We start from the raw sequence: 25,854 nt of genomic DNA on the forward strand, positions 1-25,854 counted from the left end.
CCGTTCTGGGGACGGCTCTTCGCGCTCGAGACGCGCGGTGTTCATCGCGCCTCTGGTGGCGCTCGCGCTCGTGACGGCAGGCTGCACCGCAGCCCCCGAGGCCTCCGAGACGCCGACGCCCGAGGGCACCAGCACCACCGACTGGACGCCGCCCGCTGACGATGAGGCCGCAGGGCCCACCGAGGCTCCGGCGCTGACGGAGGAGAGCGGCGCGCTCGACGAGCCGATCACCCTGTCCACCGACATGGTCGTCACCGTCGACGAGGTGTCGACGATCACCGTCGAGCCCGAGACACCGGGCGAGTACGCCGGTCCGGCCGTCGTCGTCGACGTCTCCGTGACCAACGACTCGGACCGGGCGCAGAGCATCGATTCCGCCGTCGTCAGCCTGACGGCGGACGACGGCGACATCGGAGTGGCCACCACTGCGGGGCCGAACGAGCCGCTGACGGGTGAGCTGGCTGCGGGGGCCGAGGCCACCGGCACCTATGTCTTCATGCTCGATCCGACAAAGGGACGCTCGGTCAAGATCAGCGTCAACTACGCCGCGGGAGAGCCGGTGGCGACGTTCGCCGGCACGCTGCCCTGACGAACGCGCTCCGGCGCACACATTCTCGAATCATCCTTTACAAGCACTTTCGTAATTTCACACATTCACAACACGTTCTGCGGCTGGGGAGTCACTAATGGGGAACACAACAACCACGAGGCGGGCGCTGGGAGCGCTGGCCTCCGTCGTGACAGCAGCGTTGCTGGTCGCGGGGATGACGACGCTGGGGGCGCAGTCGGCTTCGGCCGCAGACGTGTCGCCGCCGCCGCTTCTGCAGCGCGACGAGAACGTCGTGACGTCGGATCCGATTCCGACGGTGCAGATCGACAACGGCTACGTCTGGTCGCAGACCGTGATCGGGTCGACCGTGTACGCGGTGGGCAAGTTCGACAATGCGCGTGCGCCGCTGGCGGTGCCGGGGACGAGCCTGACCGCGCGGTCCAACGTGCTCGCCTACGACATCAACACGGGACAGCTGCTGTCGTTCGCTCCGCAGGTCAACGGTGTGATCAAGGCGGTCGCGGCCTCGCCCGACGGCAGCCGCATCTACATCGGCGGCTCGTTCAACTCGGTGAACGGGCAGGCCCGCTGGAATTTCGCGGCTCTGGACGCGGTGACCGGCCAGCTGGTGCCCGGGTTCAACCCGTCGATCGGCGGCAGCGGTGTCTATGCCATGGCCACGTCCGGGTCCAGTGTCTACGTCGGAGGCCTGTTCACGCAGGGTAACGGCACGGCGCGCAAGAACCTCGCGGCGTTCAACGCCGCCAACGGCGCACTGCTGGGCTGGGCACCGCAGACCGACCTCCAGGTCGATGCGATGGTCATGGACCCCGCAGGCCAGAATGTCATCGCGGCCGGCCGCTTCTCGCAGGTCAACGGCGATCTGACGATGCGCGGCGCTGTTGCCCTCGACAAGTCGTCCGGTGCCGTCGACACCTCCTGGGCGCTGCCGCAGACCGTCAAGAACGGCTCGAACACGGGCGCGAGCTCAGGCAAGGCCGGCATCTTCGGGCTCGCCGCCGACTCCACCGCCGTCTTCGGGACCGGGTGGGTCTACGCCAGCGCCGACGTGGGCAACCTCGAAGGCACGTTCGCGGCTGAGGCCGGGACCGGCCAGGTGCGCTGGATCTCGGACTGCCTCGGCGACCACTACGGCGTGTACTCCACCGGCAAGGTCGTCTACACGACGAGCCACACCCACGCCTGCAGCACGCAGGGCATGCACCCGGAGCAGAACCCGCGCACGCACCGCTACTCCGAGGCGTATACGGCGGACGCCCGCGGAACCCTGGGCAATCAGCCCGCGGCGGGAAGCACCTACAAGAACTGGGCCGGTACTCCGGCGCCGTCCGCGTACGCCTGGACGCCCGACTGGGCTGTCGGCGTCACGACGGGCATGGGACAGGCCGGCCTCTCCATCACCGGAGCCGGCAACATGATCTCCATCGGCGGAGAGTTCCGGTCCGTGAACAACGGACGCTTCGAGGGCCTCGTGCGCTTCTCCACGACGCCGCCGGCCGGAGCGAAGGACGGCCCTCGGGTGTCCGGAGCGAACTGGACCGCCACGGCGCAGTCCTTCATCCCCGGGCGCGTGCGCGTCGCGATCCCGGCCAACTGGGATCGCGACGACCTGAAGCTCACGTATGAGCTGCGCCGCACGGGTACCGCGACGCCGGTCGCCACGACGATCGCCGACGGCACCTGGTGGAACCGTCCCACGATCAGCCTCGAAGACAAGACGGCGCCCCCGGGAACGCAACAGGAGTACACCGTCGTCGCGAGGGACGGCAACGGGAACGCGGTGAGCAGCCAGGCCGTGAGCGTGGCGGTGACGGCAGGAGCCGCCTCCGAATACGTCGATGCGGTCACCGCCGACGCCCCGCAGCTCTACTACCCGCTGGGCAATGCCGCACAGGACTGGGCGGGAACGAACACGCCGGTCTTCGGTTCGGGTGTCACGACGTCCACGTCCGGTGTCGAGAACACCGCGACGGGAGCATCGACCTTCACCGGCACGTCGTCAGGGCGGGTCGCGACCACGAACAGGGCAGCCGCTTCGGCCGAGTTCTCGACCGAGGTGTGGTTCAAGACCAACACCACCAACGGCGGAAAGCTGCTCGGCTACGGGAGCGCAGCATCGGGTGACTCCACCAGCTACGACCGTCACCTCTACATGACCAACAACGGTCGGCTCGTCTTCGGCGCCTATGACGGGAACACGCGGACGATCCAGAACAGCACGGCGCTGAACGACAACGACTGGCACCATGCTGTGGCGACGCAGAGCGCAGCCGGGATGAAGCTGTTCATCGACGGCACGCTCGTCGCATCCGACGCCTCCGCCACCACCGCGGAGAACTACCTCGGGTACTGGCGCATCGGCGGGGACAACCTGACCAGCTGGCCCTCGGCGCCGAGCTCCAAGTACTTCAAGGGAGCGCTCGACGAGGTCGCGGTCTACCCGTACGCACTGACCGCCACTCAGGTGCAGACGCACTACGGCGTCGGCAAGGGCTTCGAGGCCCCGACCGCCTCCTTCACGGCGACCGCGACGGACCTCGATGTGGCCTTCGACGCGAGCGCTTCCGCTCCGGCCGGCTCGGCTACGATCACCGGCTACAAGTGGGACTTCGGCGACGAGTCTCCGACGGCCTCCGGGGCGACGGCGTCGCACACGTACTCGGCCTCCGGAACCTACACGGCGAAGCTCACGGTCACGGACAGCAACGGGCTGGCCGCGACGACGGAGAAGCAGGTCGTAGTCCAGGCGGCGAACGTGCTGCCGACGGCGTCCTTCGAGGTCACCGGCACGGGATTGTCGGTCTCGGCAGATGCTTCCGCATCCACGGATTCCGACGGCACCATCGCCTCGTACGCATGGAACTGGGGCGACGGGACCACATCGAGCGGTCAGGTCGCCAGCCATGTGTACGCCACGGCGGGCACGCGCACGGTGACCCTGACCGTCACCGACAACCGTGGCGGCACCGCGTCGACCACGCGTCAGGCCGTCACCACTCACGCCGACCCGGTTGCCACGTTCACGTCGACGGCTTCGGGTATGACGGTGAACGTCTCTGCCGCGGGGTCGAGTGCCTCCGACGGAGCCACACTCTCCTATTCCTGGAACTGGGGTGACGGCACTCCCGCCGGATCGGGAGCCACTGCCGGCCACACATACAGCCAGGCGGGCGCGCACGACGTCACCCTGACGGTCACCGACAGCCTCGGCGGAACGGCGAGCGTCACCAAGACCGTCACGACGCAGGCTCAGGTGTTCGCGGCGTCCGATTCCTTCGGCCGTGTGGTCTCGAGCGGCTGGGGAGCAGCCGATGCGGGTGGCACCTGGGCGCCCATGAGCGGTTCCGCTGCTGTCACCTCCGTCGCCGACGGCGTGGGCAAGATCACTCTCGCTCCGGGCGAGACGCGCGAGATGCTCCTGCAGGGGACGTCTCTCCTCGACACCTCGGCGCGCATCAGCTACACGCTGTCCGCCGGGCCGTCGACAGGCGTCGCCTACGAGGGGCTCGGCGCGCGGCGCTCCGGTTCGAACGGCTATCGCGCTCTCGCGTGGCATCGCGCTGACGGGGCCACGTGGCTCGTGATCCAGCGCAACGGCACGGCGATCGCCAGCACTGCGGTCGCGGGGCTAACCTGGACCGCCGGCAGCACGTTCAACCTGGCGATGGAGACGACCGGTTCGTCGACCACGACCATCCGCGCCAAGCTGTGGGCGGGAGGTGCCGCAGAACCCGCCGGCTGGCAGCTGTCGACGACCGACGCGACCGCGGCCCTGCAGGTCGCCGGAGCGCCGACGGTGTACTCGTACCGTTCCGGTACGGGCACCGGGAGCAACCTGGCGAGCTTCGACAACTTCACGCTGAAGAACCTCGGGGCCCCGGCGCCGGAGCCCGAACCCGAACCCGAGCCCGAGCCCACCAACGTGGCGCCGACGGCTGCCTTCTCCGCCACCGCGGCGGCACTGACGGTCAACGTCGACGGCAACGCCTCGACCGACTCGGACGGCACCATCGCCTCCTACGCCTGGAACTTCGGCGACGGGACGACGGGGTCGGGAGCGACCAGCTCTCGCACCTACACCGCAGCCGGCACCTACACGGTGACGCTCACGGTGACCGACAACAAGGGGGCGACGCACACCGCCACCAAGCAGGTCACGGTCGCCGCGGCTCCCGTCGACCCGGACCCGGAGCCCGAGCCCGAGCCCGCCCCGCTGGCCGGTGACGAGTTCGACCGGACTTCCGGGCCCGGGTGGGGCAGCGCAACCGTCGGGGGTGCCTGGTCGATCGCCGGTGGCTCGCAGGCGGCGGCCACCGTCGCCGACGGACAGGGAAAGATGGCCCTGATCGCCGGGGACACGCGGCACGCCACGCTCAACACCACGTCCATCACCGACGCGGTTCTCCAGACGCAGTTCCGGGTCGATCAGGCGCCGGCGACCGGCGGCGCCTACGTGGGAGTCATCGCGCGTCAGTCGGCCGCCGGCAAGTACCTGGTGCGTGCGTGGCTCCGTCCTGACGGGACGATCTGGCTCGTGGCTCATCGCGAAGGCACCGTGCTGCTCGCGCAGCCCGTGGCGGGACTCGCCTTCTCGGCGAACACCTCGTACACGCTGAAGGTCTCCGTCACCGGTACGTCGTCCACGGCGATCTCGGCGAAGATCTGGGCGACGGGCGGCACAGAGCCGGCGAACTGGCAGCTCAACACCACGGATGCGACGCCGTTGCAGGCGGCCGGGTCGGTCGGATTGAGCGGCAACCGTTCGGGGAACGCGACGGCGGCACTGGGTGTCTCCTTCGACTCGTTCCGGGTGACCGCCCCGTAGCAGCATCAGGCGACGCATGTGAGGTGCGTTCCCGGACGCCGGCATCCCGAGCCGGCGTCCGAGGGCGTGCCTCACTCGCCGTTGCACGCTGACGTGTTACACATTGATCATGCCGCAGTCGGCGGGAGGGGAGGCTCATGAGATTCGTTGAGCGCAACCACCCCCGAGTAGGATCCTGACGCATGGCCACTGCTGTTCCGATCGTGCTCCTCGCAGTCGGAGGTCTCGCCGCACTGGCCCTCGTCGTCCTGGTCCTCCGGATGATGCCCCGAGCGGCGTTCGCCGTCTGGGCGTGCGTGCTCTTCTTCGTCCCCCTCTGGGTGGGGGTGAACATCAGCTTCTACTGGGCCGCGATCACTCTCCTCACGGCGCTGCTGATCGTCGTCAACTGGTCGATCGTGCCGTTGCGGGCGGCCGACGCCTGGGTCGCGGTGTTCATCCTCGTCATCGTCGGCCTGTACGCCTTCGGCTCGGTGGACCTCGCTTCTCTCGTCGCCGCACTGCTCGAATGGGTCATCCCGTACATCTGGGGCCGGGTGGTGCTCGCCCGCGTCGGAACCGCGTGGGTGACCTCGACGATCGCTGTCGTCGCCGTCATCGCCGCGGCGCTCGCCGTCGTGGAGTTCTTCACATCGTTCAACCCGTTCGTGCTCATCCCGGGGTCCGGGGTCGTCTACGACACCTGGAGCCCGTTGCAGGAACGCGGGGGAGTGCTGAGAGCGGAAGGCGCATTCGGACACTCGATCGCGCTCGGCGCAGCCCTGGCGATGTCGTCGGCCTTCGTCGTCGCGACCCGGTGGCGACTCCTCCCGAAGATCAGCGGGGTGGTGATCATCGCGGTGGCGACGGTCCTCACCTTCAGCCGCGTGGGTCTGCTCACGCTCGTGCTCACGCTCGTCCTGTCCACGTTCCTGATCGTCGGCGTCTCCACCCGCTTCCGGGTGACGGTCGCCGTGGCCGGCGCGATCGGAACGGCCATCGTCATCCCCATCATCGACACCGTCTTCGGAGCAGCCGGGGAGGAGGCGGGCGGGAGCGCGGACTATCGGACCGATCTGCTCGTGCTCCTCGAACAGGTGCAGGTCTTCGGCAACCCGGGCGACTGGCATTCCCTCGTCTCGGGCGACTACTACCTCGGCTACTTCGCCCGCTCCGTCGACAACGCGCTCGTCCTCACCCTGCTCCGGTACGGGTACGTGCCGACCTTCCTCATCATGGCCGCGGTCGTCTGCGCTGCGTGGATGGCGCTGAGGCGTTCGACGCGAAGCCCGGCCGCGCTCGCGGTCGTCGGGCAGCTCCCGAGCCTGGTGGTCGTGGCCCTCATCACGCAGTACAGCATGTTCCTCTGGTTCTGCGTCGGTCTCGCCATCACCTGGGCCAGAGACGCGGCCGGGCCCGGGGGGACAGACGAGGAAGTCGCGGGCGTCGACATCGGTGCCTCGGAGGGGATGCGACTGCCGAGCAGTGCCCGGTCGTCGCATCCACAATCGTGAGGCTGGCGAAACGTTGACTCATCTAGAATCGAAATCTCAGGGGGAATGGGGAACCATGGGCGAGAGCCGGGTCAGTCTGCGCGTCATCGCGAGTTCGCTGCGCAAGTTCTGGTGGCTGATCGTGCTGACCGCTGTTCTCGGCGCAGCGGGGTCGTACGGATATGCGTCCCTGCAGACGCCGCTCTTCCAGGCGACGACCTCTCTGTACTTCGCTCTCAATCAGGGAACCAGCGCCTCCGACCTCAATCAGGGGTCGGTGTACACGCAGAGCCAGATGCTGTCCTTCGCTCAGCTCGCCACCAGCTCGCGGGTGCTCGAGCCCGTCATCGAAGAGCTCGACCTCGACACCACTCCGCGCGCCCTGGCCCGCGACATCGAAGTCTCGATCCCGCAGAGCACGGTCACGCTCCGGGTGACCGGGATCGCGGACGACGCGGAAGCTTCGGCAGATCTGGCGAACGCCGTCGCAGACCAGCTCATCGTCGCCGTCAAAGACGTGGCTCCCAAGGATCCGCAGGGCGAGTCCACGATCACAGCCCAGGTCATCGATGACGCGGTCGTGCCGGAGTTCCAGTTCACACCGAGCAAGCCTCGGGATGCCCTTCTCGGCGGCTTCCTCGGCGGAGTACTCGGCCTGGCCGTCGCCATCCTGATCGGGGTGCTCGACACCCGAGTGCGCAACGAGGAGACGCTTACGCAGGCAGGAGGCGACCCCGTGCTGGGCGTCGTCTCGAAGTCCGCGCTGCTGGCGACGCGCGGCATTGCCGTCGCGCAGGAGCCGCTCGGACACACGTCGGAGGAGTTCCGACGCATCCGCTCCGCGCTCGCCTACGCGAATGTGTCGTCGCGCGTGAAGGTGCTCCTGGTCACCTCGGGCATGCCGGCCGAGGGCAAGTCGACGGTATCGGTGAACCTGGCCATGACGCTCGCAGGCCTCCGCAACTCCGTGCTGCTGATCGATGCCGACATGCGCCGTCCACGAGCGCACGAGCACGCCGGCATCGACGGCTCTATCGGTCTCACGAGTGTTCTGCTGGACGAGGTCGAGTTCGAGGTGGCCAAGCACAGCGTCGCCGACAGCACTCTGGACATCCTCCCCGCCGGCACGGTGCCGCCCAATCCGGCCGAGCTGCTCACGTCGTCGCGCATGGCGCAGCTGCTCGATTTCGCCGCGGCGGAGTACGACTATGTCGTGATCGATTCGCCACCGACGTTGAGCGTCGCTGACGCGAACCTCTTCGCCACTCAGACCGACGGCGTCATCCTCGTCGTCGATGCGACCAAGACGCGCCGCGCTGCGCTGACGAAGAGCATCAAGTCGCTGGAATCCGGCGGTGCCCGCATTCTCGGGACGGTGCTGAACAGGGCTCGTCCCGATCGGCATCGCAGCGAGTACTACAGCGATTGACCGCGGAGCACGGTCCACGCCATCATGGCGTGTATATCGGTCGGAAGGCGCGGTCCGTTTGTCTTTGCCTCCCGAGCCGGTTACTCTTCATGAGTTGCGAGGGGGACTCGCACTTCACCGCCGGGGTGTAAACAGCGGCGAGGTGCTGGTTGATCGTAGAACCTGCCCCAGAAAACGGTGACATCATGTCCTTTCCGTTCCTTGTGCTCCCCCCTTCTCGGGGGACCTCCTCTCGGCTCCGACAGCGCCCCCGGCGGGCGGTCGCGGGTGCTCTCGCCGCCGTGCTGGGGGTCACCGCCGCGCTGACGTCGGTGCCGGCGTCCGCTTCGGCAGACGTCTCCCCGGCAGCGGCGCGCCCTGCAGCGGCGGCTCCGGCTCCCGTCATCGACGACGACATGGACCGCACCGTCCCCGCCGGATGGGGTTCGTCGACCGTCGGCGCGTGGCGCGTCGTCGAAGGCTCCTCCAGCGTCACGGGAGATGTGGCGCTGCTCGCCAGCCGCAAGCCGGGGATCACCGCCCGTGCGAGCGTCGCCGGCGTCTCTGCTGCCGACGTCGACAGCCGATTCTCGCTCTCCATCCCGAAGCTCCCCGTCGGCGGGCCGCTCTATCTGGCCCAGGCGGTCCGCGTCTCCGGCAAGGATTCGTACGCGGTGCGGGTGCGCGTCCATCCTGATGGCTCGGCCTACGTGTCCGTCGTGCGACTCACCGACCTCACCGGAGTGCAGAACCTCGCTGAGCGCCGCCTGCCGCTGACCGTGAAGAGTGGAACCTCGCTCGACGTGGCGCTTCGCGTGACCGGTACCAACCCGGTCGCCCTCTCGGCGAAGGCGTGGGTCTCCGGTACCGCGGAGCCGACGGCGTGGCAGGTGTCGCACACGGATGCCTCCTCCACCCGCATACAGAAGCCCGGTGGCTACGCCTTCGCGCTCTACACCTCTTCCGGGGCGAAGACGGCGGTGCCCGTCGGTATCGATGACATCCGCGCCACCGCCGTCGCTGCTCCGGCGCCGACCCCGACGCCGACCCCGAAACCGACGCCTGCTCCGGCGCCCGCGCCTGCTCCGGCGCCCGCGCCGGCACCCGCTCCCGCTCCGGCTCCCGCTCCGGTCCCTGCTCCGGCACCGGCACCGGCCACGCCGGCAGGCGTGCGTGGCGAACCGGGCGCACGAGTCCCCGGCTCTCTCTCCTACGAGGCTCCGGCGACGGCGATCTATGCCGCGCCCTCGGGGTCGGACGGCGCTGCCGGCACCAAGAACTCACCGGTCAAGACGATCGGAGCCGCGCTGCGTCTGGTCCCGAACGGCGGGACCATCGTCTTGCGCGGGGGCACGTATCACGAGCAGGTCGTGATCCCGCCGCAGAAGAAGGTCACCATCCAGCCGGCGTCGAACGAGGCGGTCTGGCTCGACGGGGCGAAGTCGGTCACCGGGTGGAAGGCATCAGGAAGCACCTGGGTGGTCGACGGCTGGACGACCAAGCTCGACTCCAGCCCGACCTACGTCAAGGGTGCACCCGACTACACCCAGGCCGACTGGCGCTTCATCGACCCGGCCCGTCCGATGGCCGCTCATCCGGACCAGGTCTGGGTGGCAGGCGTGCAGCTGAGCGAGGTCGCCACCGCAGCGCAGGTGAAGGCGGGGACGTTCTACGTCGATGACGCGGCGAAGCGACTCGTGATCGGCACGAACCCCACGGGCAAGACGGTCGAGGCGGGCGTGCTCTCGCAGGCCCTCTCGATCCGTTCGGTCGGGTCAGAGATCCGGGGGATCGGCGTCCGTCGATACGCCACCTCCGTTCCCGAGATGGGCACGGTGATCGCGGCGGCTGCCGACGTGTCGCTCACGGATGTGACGATCCGCGACAACTCCACGACCGGCTTCTACTCGTGGTCTCCGCGCACGACCTTGACCCGGGTGTCGTTGATCGGCAACGGACTGCTCGGAGGCGGCGCCTCCCAGGCCGACGGGCTCAAGGTGACGCAGATGCTCTCCACGGGCAACAACTCGGAGGGCTTCAACCACTCCCCGGTCTCGGGTGCCTTCAAGGTCACGCGAACGCAGAAGGTGACCGTGACGGACAGCGCGTTCACCGGGAACAAGGGGCGCGGACCGTGGTTCGACGAGTCGGTCCTCGACATCGCCTTCACCGGCAACGACGTCATCGGCAACACCGGTCACGGCCTGATGGTCGAACTGTCCGAACGTGCGGTGGTCGCCGACAACATCATCGCTCGGAACGGAGACTTCGGCCTCTTCGTACTCAACTCCGGCAATGTGAAGATCTGGAACAACACGTTCGTCGGGAACGCGAACCGCAACATCAGCATCGGGCAGGACTCGCGCCGCGCGTCCGATCCGAACGCCGCGGGTCACGATCCCCGCACGCGGTACGCGCCGCTGGCGCCCTGGATCGTTCGGAACACCGTGGTGTCGAACAATGTCATGGCGGAGAGCGCCGGCAACTGTCTCGTGTGCGTGCAGGACTTCTCGCTGGTGTTCACCGGTGCGCAGATGGTGTCGAGTATCGACGGCAACCTCTACCACCGCGCTGCGCCGGGCACTCCGCGATGGTTCTCGGCATGGTCCAGGGGCGCGGTGTCGAGGGACCCGGCGGTCACCGATACGCTCTCGGCCTTCACCGCAGCGACCGGGCATGATCGTCGGTCGCAGTTCATCGAAGGCCCGAGCATCGTCGGTACCGGGTACGCGCTGCTGACCCCCCGGACGCCGGGTCAGGCATCGGGGGCGGTGCCCGTACCGGCGGATGTGGCCTCGGTATCGCGACTCCCCGCCAACAGCGCGACACTGGGGGCCCAGCAGCGGTGACGATGTAGGTATGGGTTCACTTCTCGCTGTCGGCGCCCGCGCGCTGACGATGGTCATCGCGCTTGTCTGTGGCGTTCTCACGACGCGCATGATCATCGGCGGCGCGGGCGTCGACAGCTTCGCCCTCTACACCTTGCTGATCACGATCCCCTCGCTGCTGACGTTCACCGACCTCGGCAGCGGGGCGGTCCTGGTCAACGCCGTCGCGACGAGCGACGATGTGCGCACGGACGAGAAGCTGAGGTATCAGCTCACCTCCGTCGGCCGGGTCCTGCTCCTCTTCGCGGCGAGTGCGATGGCGATCAACACCGTCCTCGTGCTCACCGGCGCGTGGGAGGTCGTCTTCGGAGAGGCCGGCGGACGCCCGGGGGCGTCACTCGCGGCGTTCTACTGCGTGACGATCTTCTGCCTCGGGATTCCGCTCGGCGTCTGGGCGCGCATCATGCTGGGCCAGCGCCGCAATCACGTCGTGATCCTCCTTCAGGGATTGATCTCGCCGCTGACGATGGTGGGCGTGTGGTTGATCCTCACCCTGGGCGGAGAGAACCTGCACTCGTTCGTCGCGATCGCATCCTTCGCGGCGTCCTTCCTCGTCTCGGTGCTGGGCATCCTGATCACGGCACGCACGACCTCACCCCTCATCCCGGCGGCTGCCCGAATGGTCCTGCGTCCGCGGCGCTTCCCCGGCGTGCGCGTGATGGATGTCGGCTGGCCGATGCTGGCGCAGATGGTGACGTATCCGATCGCCGTGGGTTCTCAGCGCTACGTGATCGCTCAGCTCGGAGGACCGACGGATGTCGCTGAGTACGGAGTGGCCGGACAGGTCTTCTTCGCGCTCAACGGGTTGGTGATGGCCGGTGGTCTGGCACTGTGGCCGCATTTCGCCCGCAAGCGCCACGACGGCGGTCTCCAGCGCGGTCCGTTCCTGCTCTCCGCGCTGTTCGCCACCGCCATCGCGGTCGCGACGTTCGTGGTCTGGCTGGTCGGGCCGTGGCTCTTCGGCTTCATCACACAGGGTGAGTTGACCGTGCGTCCGAGCACCATCTTCGCCTTCGGCCTCATGATCATGATGACCGCGGCCGTGTACCCGCTGGGGATGTTCATCATGGACAAGCCCGGCATCCGCTTCCAGGTGATCCCCACCCTGAGCATGGCGGCCGTGGGCATCGGCCTCTCGTTCGTCCTCACCCCCGTGCTCGGCATCGCCGGACCCCTGATCGGCGTGGCGTTCGCGTTGCTGGTGTGCCAGCTGATCCCGTTCTCGATCTACATCGTGCGTCACAAGACGCGGCTCACGGCCGGCAGTCAGGAGTCGGTGCCGCAGCCGAGCGACGACGTCGCGTAGACGGGCGTCCGCGTGCGGCGGCCGGGCTCAACGCAGGACGTGAGCGGTGATGCTCGAGCGGTACACGTCGGGGGCGTGGCGGCGGAGCGCCTCGGCGCGGCTGTCGGCGACGGTGGAGACCATCTCGTTCCAGCGCGCATGGATGTCGGTCAGCGCGGTGGCGATCGACTCCGCGTCGCCGGCGGTGACCAGTTGGGCGGTGGCGTATCCACCTGCTGCCTCGCGAAGTCCGCTGCTGTCGCTCGCGATCACGGGCCGGAGAGCGAGGATGCCCTCGACAGCCGTGTTCCCGAACGGCTCGTCGACGCGTGAGGGGACGACGAGGACATCCGCTTCGGCGAGGAACGGCCAGATCTCGGAATGGAACCCGGCGAAGTCGACGGGCACGCCCGCCGCTGTGGCCTGTTCTCGAAGGTCACGCTCGAACCACTCGTACCCTTCGAAGACCGCGCCGAGAAGCGTGACGTCGACGGCCCGTCCCGCGGTGTGCAGCGCTGAGGCGGCCTCGATGACGAGGTCGGGCCCCTTTCGCGGCGATAGCCGGCCGATGTAGAGCACGCGAAGCGCGCGTTCGATGCGCGGACGGGGCGAGATCGGATGCGGAGGAGAGGCGACGCCGTTGTAGACCACGTGCGCACGTCGCGCGAGGATCGGCAACGCGGCGCGGATCGTGTCGAGGCTGAACCGGCTGTTCACGATCGTGCGCTCAGAGGCGAGATGCGGTGAGTAGAGGATGCCGTTCACGAGCCTGTTTCCGGACGCCTCGGCTTCATGTACGTGACTCACCGAGCGGGTCCGCCGCAGCCGGGCGATCAGCGGCCACTGGGGGATGATGATCGTCGAGACGTACACGGCGTCGGGCCGAATCCGTCCGATCAACCGCCACGCGGCACCGAGGCCGCGGAAGGTGTCGCGGAAGAGGCGGGGCAGCCCGCGCGGAGTCAGCAGGACCTTTCGCAGGACGAGCATCGGGATGATGACCACCTCGGCACCCGCCGCGCGGAGCTCCGGGACGAGCAGGCCCGAACTCGGCAGTGCGACCACGACCCGGGCGCCCGCTTGGACCAGGCCGATCGCGCTCTCGAGCAGCATCCGGTCCGAACCGAACATCTCCGCGCCGGGGTGCACGAGAAGGACCGTGCGCCCTTTTCCGCCGCCGCTCATCGCGTTGCCGGATCGGCAGGAGCGGGGGACCAGTCGGTGGTGCGCCGCCGCGCCCGCCGCGCCGATCGATGGATGCTCGATCCCTCCGCGAGCCTGTGTGCGAGGGCCTCGTACTCATCCGCGACATCGTCCCAACGGAACCGGGTGCGCGCGATCTCCTGCACGATGTTCCCGCGTGAGGCGGTCAGGTCCGGGTCGGCCTCCGCGGCGAGAACATGAGCGGCGACGTCGGCGGCATCGGTGAAGAACCATCCGTTGCCGTCCAGCACTTCGCGGTTGAAGGGCACGTCGAAGCCGATCACCGCTGTTCCGGCACCCATGGCGCGCAGGAGCGAAGGGTTCGTGCCACCGACGGAATGACCGTGCAGGTACGTCATCGCGTTCGCATAGAGGGCATCGAGCAGCTCCTGGTCGTACACGCCGCCGACGAGCCTGATCCGTTCGTCGCCCTCGGCAACGCGCTGGATCTCCTGGGTGTAGCCGGCGCTGTACGGCGCCGACCCGACGACGACGAGTGGGAGCTTCGCATCGCTGTCGCGGTAGCCCTCGACGATCTCGAGTACGTGGTTCTCGGGCTCGAACCTGGCCACGACGAGGTGGTAGCCGCCCGAGGTGAGCCCCATCTCAGCGACGCCGCGTTCCGGCAGCTCCTCGAGGATCGGGGCGCCGTAGCGGATCATCTCCGTCGGGACGTCGAACTGATGGCGGTAGTAGTCCGCGATTCCCGGTGCGTCCGCGATCAGGGCGTCGGCGGTCCGGACGCCGAACTGCTCGGCCCACCGGTAGTAGGCCCTGCCGCGCGGGCCCCATTTCGAGCGGCGCCATTCGAGGCCGTCCATGTGCAGGGCGACGGGGGCCCGGCGCAGACGGAGCAGCGGGAGGAAGGGGGAGTTGGCGGCGTTGAACACGAAGGTCGCGTCCGGGCGCCGCCGAAAGCACAGGTGAAGTGCCGAGAGCCCGGTGTGGCTGAGCGTCTCGATCTGCTTCACCGGGACAGCGGGAAGGTGCACGACCTTCATGCCGAGGTACTCCTTCTCCCGATGCTCCGATCCGCGCGTGTAGACGACGACGTCGTGACCGCGATCCGCGAGACGGCGGCCGACTTCCTCGACCGCCGTCTCGAAGCCGCCGTATGCCGCGGGCACTCCTCGGGTCCCCACCATCGCGATGGTGAGGCGGTTCGAATTGCTCATCCGATCAGTATGCCCCGCTGGGCTGCACCATGACCTTGGCAGTTCGCCACATGATCTGCAGGTCATTCATCACGGACCAGTTCTCCACGTAACGCAGGTCGAGGCGCACGCTCTCGTCCCACGAGAGGTCGCTGCGGCCCGAGACCTGCCACAGACCGGTGATCCCCGGCTTGATGTAGAGGCGGCGGAAAACCGTGCCGTCGTAGGCGGTGACTTCGCTGGGCAGCGGCGGACGGGGCCCGACGACGCTCATGTCGCCCACGAGCACGTTCCAGAACTGCGGCAGCTCGTCGAGCGAGAGCTTGCGCAGCACTCGACCGATGCGGGTGACGCGCGGGTCGTCCTTCATCTTGAAGAGGAGGCCGGCGCCCTCGTTCTGCGCCTTGAGCGCGGCGAGCTGCTGCTCGGCGTCGGTCTTCATGGAGCGGAACTTGACCATCTTGAACCGGCGACCGTCACGGCCGACCCGCTCCTGGAAGAAGAAGACCGGGCCCGGCGAGTCGAGCTTGATCAGCAGCGCCAGAATCGGGGCGATCAGAGCGATCGGGATCAGCGCCAGCGTGGCGACGGCGACGTCCAGTGCCCGCTTGAGCAGGTGCTGGCCGCCTTCGTAAGTCGGAATCTGCACCTGGATCAGCGGCAGGCCTTCGACCGGTGCGAAAGAGATGCGCGGACCCGCGACATCGGTGAGGCGGCTGGAGAGCACGAGCTCGGCAGCGGTCCCTTCGAGCTGCCAGCTCAACTGCTTCACGAACTCCGGCTCACCCTCGGGTCGGCTGGCGACGATGATCGTATCTGCGCCGACTTCGGCGGCGATCGACGACACGGAGTTCACGTTCCCCAGAACCGGGAACCGCGTGTCGTCGATCACGATGTCGCGCGCGTTGCCGTCGAGCAGCGTCGCGCCGACCACCTGGTACCCGGATGCGCCGATCGGGTGCAGCGTCCGGACCACATACTCCACGTCGTCCCTGTTGCCGACGACGAGAGTGCGGGAGGCGAACCTCCCCTGGGAGCGCTGCGTCTGCAGCCAGTGGCGCCACAGCCACCTGGTCACCAGAAGCGTCAGCACACCGACGGGCAGCCCCAGCAGCAGCGTCAGTTGCATCGACTTCCATGCGAGCAGGACCGCCACGATGGCGATGATCCCGAATGCGAGTCCGGTGGCGTGCACGACGCCGCGGTACTCGGTGGCGCTGGCGCGGAACAGCGCGGCGTCCCGCGTGTGCATCGCGCTGAGCATGAGGTACCACAGCGCGGCGAGCGGAATGCCGTCGCGCAGGACCTCTGCCCCGGAGACACCGGTGACCAGCTGGATCGCTGCCGTCAGACCGAGCGCGAACAGGATGACGGCCGCATCCGTGATCCGCAACCGCATCCGATAGCGACGCTCCCACTGACGGCGCCGTTCCAGAGTCGCCGAAGCGCGCGGTGTGACCACCGTGCGCGTCACCGACTTGGTGGCTCGCGGAGCCGCGACCGGCACGAAGCCCGTACGAGTGATGCTCAGAGCATCCTCGACGGAAGTCATGCCGAGGCCCCTTGAGCCGTGAATGTACGCAAAAATCCCCAGTGCGACATGTATTTCCCCAGTTTCCCCAGACCATGAACCCCACGTTCACGGCATCGTCTGCGTCCCGACCCCTCGGGTCCTGCTGAAACTCCCCGTGATTCCCACATCACGGAGTGCGTTCTCACCGTCCCACACGGTGATCGCTGACAGCAGGCACTGCAGACTTTCTTACTGTAGCGGAACCTCCCTATGAATCGGAAGTATTTCTTACGAATGGATGAACTCGGCTTCCGAACGGGTGCCGGGCGAGCGCTATTCTGTGGCGGGTGACCGCCGATTCCGTCGCCTCGCGCTTCCAGCTCCGCACGATGTCGCCTCGCGATCCCTCGCAGCCGCATCGCACCGCGAGCACCCTCGAGCTGTTCTTCGATCTGGTCTTTGTGGTCGCGGTGAGCATCGCCTCCGCGGAGCTGCATCACGCGCTCGCCCACGCGGACTTCGTGCACGGCATCACCTCCTACGCGATGGTGTTCTTCGCGATCTGGTGGGCGTGGATGAACTTCACCTGGTTCGCCACCTCGTTCGACACCGATGACTGGCTCTATCGCGTGACGACGTTCGTGCAGATGGGAGGTGTCCTGGTGCTCGCGGCCGGTGTTCCCCGCGCCTTCGAGGACGGGGACTTCACCGTCCCGGTCCTCGGTTACGTCGTGATGCGTGTCGCGATGGTGGCGCAGTGGTTGCGTGCCTCGCGCTCGGCAGGGCCGCTGCGTTCGGCGACACGACGATACGCCTTAGGGATCGCTGCGGTGCAGGTGCTGTGGATCCTCTTCCTGCTCATTCCGAGCGGCCCTCTGCAGTTGATCGCCTTCGTCGTGTTCGCGCTCATCGAGATCGGTGTCCCGGTGTTCGCGGAGCACCGCCGACAGACCCCATGGCACCCGCACCACATCACAGAGCGATACGGGCTGTTCACGCTGATCGTTCTCGGTGAGAGTCTGCTGGCGTCGGCCAACGCCATCATCGACGCGCTCGACGAGGTCGACTCCCTCGGCCCGCTGATCGCGATCGCAGTGCTGACCCTCGTGGTGACGGCGTCGCTCTGGTGGATCTACTTCTGGCCGCCGCATCACCGTGCGATCACGACCTTCCGGCGCTCGCTCCGCTACGGCTACAGCCACTACTTCGTGTTCGCGGCCGCCGCGGCCTTCTCGGCGGGTATCGAGGTCGAGATCGACGTCCTGACGGGAGCCAGTCATCTGTCCACGGTCGCCGCCTCCTTCACGGTCACCATCCCCATCGCGATCTTCCTCATCGGCATCTGGTGGATAGCCATCCGCGAGAACGCCGACCGCGTCGTGAACACGGTGGTCCCGCTGGGTGCACTGCTGGTGCTGCTGGATCCCGTGCTCCCCATCCCCGTGACCCTGACCGCCGTGATCCTCGCCGGCATCGTCGTCGTCCTGGTGCTCCGGCCGCCGGTGGTGCGCGAGGACATCATCAACACATAGGCCGAGCAAAGGCCCCTGATCAGCTGCTCGGGAACCATGGTGGTCAACCACCGCCGGTCCACTCGCGAGGAGCACGATCATGCGCATTCCCGAACCCACCCAGACCCCCGACGGCCCTGCATACGAGGGACGCCTGCTCGACCGCGTCGACGAGGAGGTGGTCGATCAGGGCGCCGCGTTCGACATCCGCACGCTGATGAGCAGGCGGGGCGTCCTCGGTCTCGCCGGCATCGGCCTCGGGGCCGTCGTGCTCGCGGCCTGCGCGCCCACGGCCTCGGGTGGCTCCTCGAGCGCGGCGACGCCGTCCGCGTCCGCCGACGGCAGCGACGCCACGGCGAGCGTGGCGGAGATCCCCGACGAGACGGCCGGACCCTATCCGGGTGACGGGTCCAACGGTCCAGACGTACTCGAGGACTCGGGCATCGTCCGTCAGGACATCCGCTCGTCGATCGATGGCGCGGCGACCGCGGACGGGGTGCCGCTCACCTTCGAGCTGAAGATCCTCGATCTGGCCAATGGGGGCGTGCCCTTCGCCGGAGTCGCGGTCTATGCCTGGCACTGCACCGCCCAGGGCGAGTACTCGATGTACTCCTCCGGCCTGGAAGACGTCACGTATCTGCGAGGCGTGCAGGTGGCGGACGCCGACGGCACCGTGTCGTTCACGTCGGTCTTCCCCGGCTGCTACTCCGGCCGCTGGCCCCACATCCACTTCGAGATCTATCCGGATGTGGCGTCGATCACCGATTCGTCGACCGCGATCGCCACCTCGCAGCTCGCGCTTCCGGAGACGGCCTGCGCGGCCGTGTACGCCGAGGCGGCGTACGAGGGATCCGCGCCGAACCTCGGGCAGATCACGCTCGCGAGCGACAACGTGTTCGGCGATGACTCCGGTGCCCTCCAGATCGCGACGGTCAGCGGGGGAGTCTCGGCGGGATACACCGCCACGCTGACGGTCGGCGTCGACACGACGACGGCACCCACCGCAGGCGCTGCGCCCGGAGGTGGTGCGGGAGGACCGGGAAGCGGTGGGCAGCCGCCGGCGAACTGAGGGTGGCACTGCGGGATTCGAGCCCGAGAAGCCGATCTGCTATGCTGATGATGCAACGTGTGTGCTCGCCCCCTCTCGGCCGCCACGTCGCCACTGATCAGGGCCATCACGGACCGCGCACATCGATGCGTGCGGATTCCGCCCTCGATCTCACATCTTGCGGAGCGCCGATGCGTGTCCGCCACACAGCAATGAGCATCACCATGAGTATGACCACCTTTCCTCCGTCGGATCCGTTGACCTGGAAGCAGGCCGACGCCGACGTGCACGTCGCGACCCGTGCCGGCGAATTCGCCGGATTCGTCGAGTTCGACGGCGCCACGCACCTCGTGCGCGACAACCACGGCACCGAGCTCGGCACGTTCGACGCCCTCGACGACGCCTTCCGTGCACTCGAAGAGGCGCACGAGCCCGCGGGGCCGGGGCCCGCCTTCGCCCCGATCCTTCCGCGGGCATGGCGTCGGATGACGCGCCGCGCTCGCGCCTGAAACGAGGCTTCACGCACACCGGGAGCAGTCCGTCAAGGGGTGCGGATGTATTCCCGTAGGCGCATGGGGCCGGGGCTACTGTGAGGTAAGCGTTGGGCAATCGCCTTGGGCTTTCACAGCTCAAGGGCTCCGATCGTCAGGAGAAGATCATCTCCATCACACAGATCGAACCGACCGCGGCAACGCTGGGTCCGATTCGTCAGACGTATTCCGGCAACGCGGATTTCCCGCCCATGGCCAAGGCATACAAGCAGGTATCGCAGGTGGTCAAGGAGACAGGACTCCTCGGCCGCACGCAGTGGTTCTACGTCTTCGTGGCCGCCGGCATCGCGGTCGCCCTCGGCGGCCTCATCACCGGTTTCATCCTGCTCGGCGACAGCTGGTTCCAGCTGCTCATCGCCGCCGGCCTCGGCATCGTCCTGACGCAGATCGCCTTCCTCGGACATGAGGCCGCGCACCGTCAGATCCTCACCACGGGTCCGGCGAACTTCAAGCTCGCGCGCATCGTGATCGCCAGCATCGGCATGAGTTACTCGTGGTGGGACTCGAAGCACACCAAGCATCACGGCAACCCGAACCAGGTCGGCAAGGACCCCGATATCGAGGTCGACACGATCTCCTTCCTCGAAGAAGACGCCGCGAAGGCGAAGGGGCTCATCAAGCTCATCACCCGCAAGCAGGGCTGGCTCTTCTTCCCGCTGCTCACGCTCGAGGGGTTGAACCTCCATTTCCTCGGTCTGAAATATCTCCTGACGACGAAGAACGTCAAGGGACGCTGGACCGAGCTGAGCATCATCGCGCTGCGGTTCGCCCTCATCCTCGTGCCCGTGTTCATGATGCTTCCGCTCGGAATGGCGTTCGCCTTCATGGGCGTGCAGTTCGCGGTGTTCGGCGTCTACATGGGTGCCGCGTTCGCTCCGAACCATAAGGGCATGCCGATCATCGAGCCGGGCGCTCGTCTCGACTTCTTCACCAAGCAGGTCCGCACCTCCCGCAACATCAGCGGCGGATGGTGGACGACCTGGCTCATGGGTGGTCTCAACTACCAGGTCGAGCACCACCTCTTCCCGAGCATGCCTCGACCGCACCTGGCGAAGGCGCGCGAGATCGTGCGCGACTACTGCGCAGCGAACGACGTGCCGTACACGGAGACCAGCCTCGGTCGCTCGTACATGATCGTGATCGAGTACCTGAACCGTGTCGGACTCTCCGCCGGCGCCGACCCCTTCGACTGCCCCGCAGTGGCGCAGTTCGGTCGGCCGTAGCCCACAGACATCACCGGGCCCGATCAGTCCGGGAACGACAGAGGCGCGAGCAGGAATCCCTGCTCGCGCCTCTGTCGTTCGCGCGTCTACTTGGAGGACTTCTTCTTGGTCTCCACGACGTCGATCGTGATCTTCTCGAGCGGGCGGTCGTCATCGAGTTCGTCTTCGAGCACCTCATCGCCGAGGAAGGTCTCCTCCGGCGTCTCGTCGGCGACGGCCTCAGCAGGGGCCGGGGCGGCCGGTGCGCCGGCTCCGGTGATTTCCGCCGGAAGCGAGTCGTCGGAGAAGATGCCGTCGGGGCGGATGAGTTCCTTGACCTCGGCCATGAAGCTCGACAGCTGCTGCTGCTGCCACCGGAGCTGACGGGTGCGGTCTTCCGCATCGTGCAGCACCGCCGTCGTGTGACCGGTGACCGAATCGACGATCTTCTGCGCCTTCGCACGAGCGCGCTCGAGGGTCTCGCGGGCACGCACCTGGGCTTCGGCTTCGATCGCCTGCGCCTGCGAGCGGGTCAGGCGCTCGTAGTCCTCGGCCCGAGCTGAGATGCGCTGAGCGTGCTCGAGGGATGCCGAGACCTGCTCGTTCGCGTCATTCGTGATCCGCTCGGCGTGCGCGACGGCCTGGTTGTGCAGCACGAGGAACTCCTGCTGCGCGTCGTCCTGGCGGCGGGTGAGGGTCTCTTCGAACTCCAGCACGCGGGCGTTCATGTCGCGGACATCGCGCTCGGCATCGGCGCGCAGCTGAGTGGTCTCGCGCGTGACGAGAGAGCGTAGGGCTGCCGCGCCCTTCTCGGCCTCGGTGCGGATCGCGGTCGCCTCCTGGGCGGCCTGGTTCACCTTCTCGGCGGCGTGGGCGGCTTCGCGCTCGATGCGAGCCTCGTGCGCTGTGTACTCGGTGTCCATCTTCAGGCGAACCTGGTCGGCGTCGCGCTGCGCCTGGGCGGTGATCCGCTCGGCGTCCGCCTCCGCCTCGGCGCGCTGCGCGGTCACTTCTTCCCGTGCGGACGTCATCAGGCGGTCAGCCTGAACGGCTGCGTTCTGGATGAGCACGTTCGCCTGCTCTTCGGCGACCCGCAGGATCGCCTCGAACTGCTGACGCGACGGCGCCTCCTCGCCGTCGGCCTGAGGAGCATCGACGAGCTCGGACGTGAGGGTCGCGACCTGCTGCTCGGCATCTGACACCTTTGCCTGCGCGGCCGTCAACTCGCTCTCGAGGGCTTCGCGGGCCTTGCGCTCCTCTTCGCGCACCGCTTCGACGGCCTCCTCTTCGCGAGCCTGCGCCTCGGCGACGTCGGCCGCCGCCTGCTTGAGCTGGTTGCGAAGGGTCGCGAGTGCGGCGTCGACCTCGCCCTTGTCGTAGCCGCGGAAACCGACGGTGAACGCGCCCTGCTGGTCACGGGGTGCGGTCTCGATCAGCTGGTCGAAGAAGTCCGGCGAGCGCTCGCCGTCGCGGTCGGCGGTTCCGGAGGATTCGCTCATGAGGTTCATGCCTTTCTGGCGTGGCCACACGGCGGAGCTGCGGCTCCATCCCGATGGACGGGATCGTGCGACCGAGGAGGAGGTCGTCTGGGCTCACGCCACGACCGTGACCCGGCGGAGGTCCGGCAGGGCGAGGCGCGCCTCCCAGCCTAGTTGCGACGGCCGGATATTGTGTGCTCGGTTTCTGAGGACGGGCGTCAGATCGGAGCGATGAGGTGGTCCAGGACCAGTTCGCCGGAGGCGTTGAGGGACTTCATCATCTCGGCGACCAGCCGGGCATCGACGGCGGGCGGCTCGGCGTCGTCGAACCCGAACTGCAGGGGGATCGCGGGATGGATCCACACCGTCGCCCGCTTGTCGGTTCCGCTCGAAGGCCGCCACGTCATCATGAAGCTCTCCTGGCGGCGGAGCTTGGTCGCGATCACGATCTTCAGGTGCGCGAGGGTCTCGTCCTCGATGAGGATCGGCTCCGACGTGCCGTCATACCTGAGTCTTCCCATGACTGCACGCTACACCGTGCGAGGGCGCGGATCCGCCTCTTTCCCGGCGGCGTTCGCGGAAGGATCCCGCAGCACTGGTACGGTGACGACGGAGGGCATCACGTCCCTGGGGCCGCCGAGCAAGAGAGAACTTCGAGATGAAGCGACCGTCCCGTGTGCGCCTCGCCCGCATCGGGATCGCCACCGTGCTCGCGGTCGTGATCGGAGCCGTGGCTCCCTCCCTGTCGGCAAGCACCTCCGCGACCGCAGCCGTCAACGACCAGATGGTGTATCCGTCCTCGGGCAACATCCAGTCGAAGGTCGGCGACGGCTGTCGGGGAAACTACCGCGCGCACGACGGCATCGACATCGGCGGTGGGGGCGGCACCCCGATCGTGGCCTCCTACGGCGGAGTGATCAAGTCCCGCACAGCCAACAGCGGCTACGGCAACTACACCGACGTCGAGCATCCCGGCGGTTACGTCACGCGGTATGCGCACATGGCATCGCCCGGCAAGTACGCCCCCGGCACCCGGGTGTCCCGCGGGCAGCAGATCGGCGTCGTCGGCAACACCGGGAACTCCCCGGCGTACCATCTGCACTTCGAGGTGCGGCTGAACGGCGCGGTGTACACGGCGATCAACAACGGGTTCACCTGCCTGTCGAACGTCGCCCGCGGCGGTGTCCTCCCGTTGTACTTCCCCGGACTCGGTTCTGGGCAGGCGCCGGGCGTCGCGTCGGCCGACTACTCGGGCGACAAGAAGGCCGATCTGCTGACGATCGCAGGCAATGGCGACCTGCGCCTGCGCGCGGGGAATGGTTCCGGCGGCTTCTCGGCGGCGAAGACCGTGTTCGGCGGGTGGGGCGGATCCCGCAGGCACCTCACCCATACGGACTTCAACAACGACGGCAAGGCGGACATCCTCGTCACCAGATCCGACGGCGGGCTGGAGTTCTACGCGGGCAACGGCGCAGGGGGATTCGCACCGGCCGCTGGCATCGGCAAGTTCTGGTACAGCCTTCTTCACGTGACGTCGGGCGCCGACTACACCGGAGACGGCAAGCAGGACGTGCTCGGGGTCTCGGCAACCGGTCTGCTCACGATCTACCGGGGAAACGGCAGCGGTGCCTTCGGCGGATCGCACATCCCCCTCGGCGGAGGATGGCAAGGGTTCCACTTCCTCGTCGGCGGCGACTTCGACAACGACGGCAGCGGGGACATCATTGCGGTCGACGTGGACGGCGCGCTCCGGTTCTATTCGGGAGTGCCGGGGGGATTCCGTGCGATGCGGGTGGTCGGGACCGGATGGGGTGAGTTCACCGCCCTGACCGGAGGAGTCGACTACAACGGCGACGGTCATGCCGACCTGCTCGCCCGCACCGCGTCCGGACAGCTCTATCTCTATCCCGGCCTCGGGAACGGTGCATTCGGCGGACGAACGCTGGTCAGTGCCGACTGGGCGGACCACCTCGCCATCGAGTAGCGGCGAGCAGTCCGTGTCTCGGGAGGAGGCCCGGCGTATCGTTGGCGCATGGCCGACCCGACGTTCGAGGAGATTGCCGCCACGCTGTACAGCGGGCCGCCGGAGGCGTTCGTGGCGTCGCGGAAGGCCCGCGCGGGGAGCGTTGACGATCGTGAACTCGCGTCCAGGATCCTCGCGCTGCGAAAGCCGTCGGTCGCGGCCTGGGTGGTGAACGTGTTCGCCCAAGAGCGCGCCGGGCAGCTGGGGGAGGCGCTGCAGCTGGCCGCAGAGCTCCGCGAAGCGCAGGACGACCTGGATGCGCCGGCGCTGGCGAAGCTCGGCAGGGAGCGCCGTGCGCTCACGAGACGCCTTGCGGAGATGGCGGCTGAGCTGGCCGGTTCCCGCGGGGAACGGATAACGCCTGCGACGCGGGATGCGGTCGAGGGCAGCATCTCCGCTGCCTTCTTCGATCCGGCGGCAGCGGGTGCTGTCGCCTCCGGCCGACTGGTACGGACGATCGAGCCGACGGCGTCGACCGACGACATCCGGGACGCCGTGGCGGGCGAGATCCCGGAGCTGGAGTCGGTGCCGCAGCGGCCACCGGATGAGCTGCAGGCGCGGCGCGCGCGCCGCGAGGCGGAGCGAGTGCTCGCCGCGGCCGAGAAGGAACAGACGGCTGCTGAGCGTGAGCTCGAGAAACGAGACGCGGCGCTTCGGGATCTGGAGGGCAGGGCGACGGAACTCGCCGACCGGGTGTCAGAGCTAGAGGCCGAGATCGCTCGCGCCCGCACCGAGGCGGCTCGCGTGGGGGAGGATCTGCCCCCTGCGAAAGAGCGGCGTGAGGATGCGGCGAAGCGTGCGGAGACAGCGGCGGATGCCGCCGATCGCGCACGCCAGGCCGTCGACGCGCTGTAGCCCGGTCCGACGGGACTCAGGCGCGGCTGTGGCGAAGGCGACCGGGCAGGAAGGGCAGCATCGGTGCCCGGTACTCCCACGCGGCGGCATCCTCCGGGGCGAGGGTGGCCTCTGCCTGTCCGAAGCGCCACACGCGGTTGAACAGGTAGACACCGATGGTCACCGGCCGATCGGCCGGAACCTGCCACGTGCCCCGACCCCACTGCGTCGGCTGGCCGCGCTCGCCGAGGACGAGAGTAGGCCTGATGCCGGCGTACAGCGCGAGCCGCGGGCGTCTCATCGTGAGCTCGATCCGACGGGTGTCCGTCGAGGTCTGTCGCGCGGGTGCAGGGCGGGCGTCATCCATGATGCTCGAAGCCTAACCGGGCGGAAACGTGCGTGCTCGCGGGGAGGAAGCCCGCTCTCTCCCGGGCAAAGCAAAACCCCCGCCATGTAGAAGCTAGGCGAGGGTTTCTGGAGTGATTGTAATGATCACTCGTGTGGCTCCGACCGGCATCGATCCGGTGACCTTTCGATTTTCAGTCGAACGCTCTACCAACTGAGCTACAGAGCCGCGCGACCGGCGAACCTGTCGCGTCCTAGACGAAGAGCCCTCTCCGAAGAAAGAGCTCATCGCACGGAGCGACCCTGACGGGACTTGAACCCGCGACCTCCGCCGTGACAGGGCGGCACGCTAACCAACTGCGCTACAGGGCCATACTTGTTTTCAATTGTATCGGAAGGTGTGACCCCAACGGGATTCGAACCCGTGCTACCGCCGTGAAAGGGCGGCGTCCTAGGCCGCTAAACGATGGGGCCGAGTCAGTCCCGGGGGACTTCCTTGCCGACGCTCAAGCATAAGGGATGTTTCGGGCAAATCGCGAATCG

At 67.9% G+C, this 25,854-nt stretch carries 18 protein-coding genes and 3 tRNA genes; 12 read left to right on the plus strand and 9 right to left on the minus strand.

The window, feature by feature from the left end:
- Positions 1-37 precede the first annotated feature (37 nt).
- From AC6CHX_RS10620 to AC6CHX_RS10645, 6 genes are all read left to right on the plus strand, one after another.
- Positions 38-589 (plus strand): DUF4352 domain-containing protein, encoded by a 552-nt coding sequence (locus AC6CHX_RS10620; protein ID WP_452327094.1) that lies wholly within the window; start codon positions 38-40, stop codon positions 587-589.
- A gap of 97 nt (positions 590-686) precedes the next feature.
- Complete coding sequence (locus AC6CHX_RS10625; RefSeq protein ID WP_498272793.1) at positions 687-5,396, plus strand: PKD domain-containing protein; 4,710 nt, start codon at positions 687-689, stop codon at positions 5,394-5,396.
- Between the two features lie 182 nt (positions 5,397-5,578).
- Positions 5,579-6,889 (plus strand): hypothetical protein, encoded by a 1,311-nt coding sequence (locus tag AC6CHX_RS10630; RefSeq protein ID WP_498272794.1) that lies wholly within the window; start codon positions 5,579-5,581, stop codon positions 6,887-6,889.
- Between the two features lie 55 nt (positions 6,890-6,944).
- Positions 6,945-8,297 carry a tyrosine-protein kinase domain-containing protein gene (locus tag AC6CHX_RS10635; protein WP_136040981.1) on the plus strand — a complete coding sequence of 451 codons (1,353 nt, stop codon included), beginning with the start codon at positions 6,945-6,947 and terminating at the stop codon, positions 8,295-8,297.
- Positions 8,298-8,482: 185 nt separating this feature from the next.
- Positions 8,483-11,125, plus strand: coding sequence for a right-handed parallel beta-helix repeat-containing protein (locus AC6CHX_RS10640; protein WP_498272795.1), 2,643 nt, complete (start codon positions 8,483-8,485; stop codon positions 11,123-11,125).
- A gap of 10 nt (positions 11,126-11,135) precedes the next feature.
- Positions 11,136-12,470 (plus strand): lipopolysaccharide biosynthesis protein, encoded by a 1,335-nt coding sequence (locus AC6CHX_RS10645; RefSeq protein WP_136040980.1) that lies wholly within the window; start codon positions 11,136-11,138, stop codon positions 12,468-12,470.
- Between the two features lie 27 nt (positions 12,471-12,497).
- On the opposite strand, the gene AC6CHX_RS10650 is transcribed toward AC6CHX_RS10645, so the two are convergent.
- The 3 genes from AC6CHX_RS10650 to AC6CHX_RS10660 are packed head-to-tail and all read right to left on the minus strand — an operon-like array spanning position 12,498 to position 16,358.
- Positions 12,498-13,598: a glycosyltransferase family 4 protein gene (locus tag AC6CHX_RS10650; RefSeq protein WP_452327089.1), complete on the minus strand. Its 1,101-nt coding sequence runs from the start codon at positions 13,596-13,598 to the stop codon at positions 12,498-12,500.
- 32 nt (positions 13,599-13,630) lie between these two features.
- Positions 13,631-14,827 carry a DUF1972 domain-containing protein gene (locus AC6CHX_RS10655; RefSeq protein ID WP_498272796.1) on the minus strand — a complete coding sequence of 399 codons (1,197 nt, stop codon included), beginning with the start codon at positions 14,825-14,827 and terminating at the stop codon, positions 13,631-13,633.
- Positions 14,828-14,831: 4 nt separating this feature from the next.
- Complete coding sequence (locus AC6CHX_RS10660) at positions 14,832-16,358, minus strand: sugar transferase (RefSeq protein WP_498272797.1); 1,527 nt, start codon at positions 16,356-16,358, stop codon at positions 14,832-14,834.
- A 350-nt stretch (positions 16,359-16,708) separates the two neighbouring features.
- On the opposite strand from AC6CHX_RS10660, the gene AC6CHX_RS10665 reads away from it, so the two are divergent.
- The 4 genes from AC6CHX_RS10665 to AC6CHX_RS10680 all read left to right on the plus strand — a co-directional run bounded on the left by AC6CHX_RS10665 (position 16,709) and on the right by AC6CHX_RS10680 (position 20,652).
- Positions 16,709-17,851 (plus strand): low temperature requirement protein A, encoded by a 1,143-nt coding sequence (locus AC6CHX_RS10665; protein ID WP_498273204.1) that lies wholly within the window; start codon positions 16,709-16,711, stop codon positions 17,849-17,851.
- A 79-nt stretch (positions 17,852-17,930) separates the two neighbouring features.
- Positions 17,931-18,899: a dioxygenase family protein gene (locus AC6CHX_RS10670; RefSeq protein ID WP_498272798.1), complete on the plus strand. Its 969-nt coding sequence runs from the start codon at positions 17,931-17,933 to the stop codon at positions 18,897-18,899.
- Between the two features lie 209 nt (positions 18,900-19,108).
- The gene (locus AC6CHX_RS10675) at positions 19,109-19,387 is read left to right on the plus strand and encodes a hypothetical protein (protein ID WP_498272799.1); all 279 of its coding nucleotides are present in this window, start codon (positions 19,109-19,111) and stop codon (positions 19,385-19,387) included.
- A 146-nt stretch (positions 19,388-19,533) separates the two neighbouring features.
- Positions 19,534-20,652, plus strand: a complete 1,119-nt coding sequence (locus AC6CHX_RS10680) for a fatty acid desaturase family protein (RefSeq protein ID WP_452327149.1) — start codon at positions 19,534-19,536, stop codon at positions 20,650-20,652.
- Positions 20,653-20,738: 86 nt separating this feature from the next.
- Here AC6CHX_RS10680 and AC6CHX_RS10685 read toward each other — a convergent pair whose 3' ends face one another.
- On the minus strand, positions 20,739-22,130 hold the full coding sequence (locus tag AC6CHX_RS10685) for a cell division initiation protein (RefSeq protein WP_498272800.1): 1,392 nt from the start codon (positions 22,128-22,130) through the stop codon (positions 20,739-20,741).
- A 197-nt stretch (positions 22,131-22,327) separates the two neighbouring features.
- A complete protein-coding gene (locus AC6CHX_RS10690) occupies positions 22,328-22,630 on the minus strand; it encodes a DUF7882 family protein (protein ID WP_136040973.1) in 303 nt (100 codons plus the stop codon).
- A gap of 137 nt (positions 22,631-22,767) precedes the next feature.
- Between AC6CHX_RS10690 and AC6CHX_RS10695 the strand changes: the two genes are divergently transcribed.
- On the plus strand, positions 22,768-24,093 hold the full coding sequence (locus AC6CHX_RS10695; RefSeq protein ID WP_498272801.1) for an FG-GAP-like repeat-containing protein: 1,326 nt from the start codon (positions 22,768-22,770) through the stop codon (positions 24,091-24,093).
- A gap of 48 nt (positions 24,094-24,141) precedes the next feature.
- Positions 24,142-24,987 carry a transposase gene (locus AC6CHX_RS10700; RefSeq protein WP_498272802.1) on the plus strand — a complete coding sequence of 282 codons (846 nt, stop codon included), beginning with the start codon at positions 24,142-24,144 and terminating at the stop codon, positions 24,985-24,987.
- 16 nt (positions 24,988-25,003) lie between these two features.
- On the opposite strand, the gene AC6CHX_RS10705 is transcribed toward AC6CHX_RS10700, so the two are convergent.
- The 4 genes from AC6CHX_RS10705 to AC6CHX_RS10720 form a co-directional block, all read right to left on the minus strand.
- Positions 25,004-25,333, minus strand: coding sequence for a hypothetical protein (locus tag AC6CHX_RS10705; RefSeq protein ID WP_498272803.1), 330 nt, complete (start codon positions 25,331-25,333; stop codon positions 25,004-25,006).
- A 134-nt stretch (positions 25,334-25,467) separates the two neighbouring features.
- Positions 25,468-25,540: transfer RNA gene (locus tag AC6CHX_RS10710), tRNA-Phe, on the minus strand.
- Between the two features lie 69 nt (positions 25,541-25,609).
- Positions 25,610-25,683 (minus strand) — tRNA-Asp (locus tag AC6CHX_RS10715).
- Positions 25,684-25,712: 29 nt separating this feature from the next.
- Positions 25,713-25,785: transfer RNA gene (locus tag AC6CHX_RS10720), tRNA-Glu, on the minus strand.
- Positions 25,786-25,854: the final 69 nt, after the last annotated feature.

This window comes from Microbacterium sp. GQ128 (assembly GCF_059758615.1).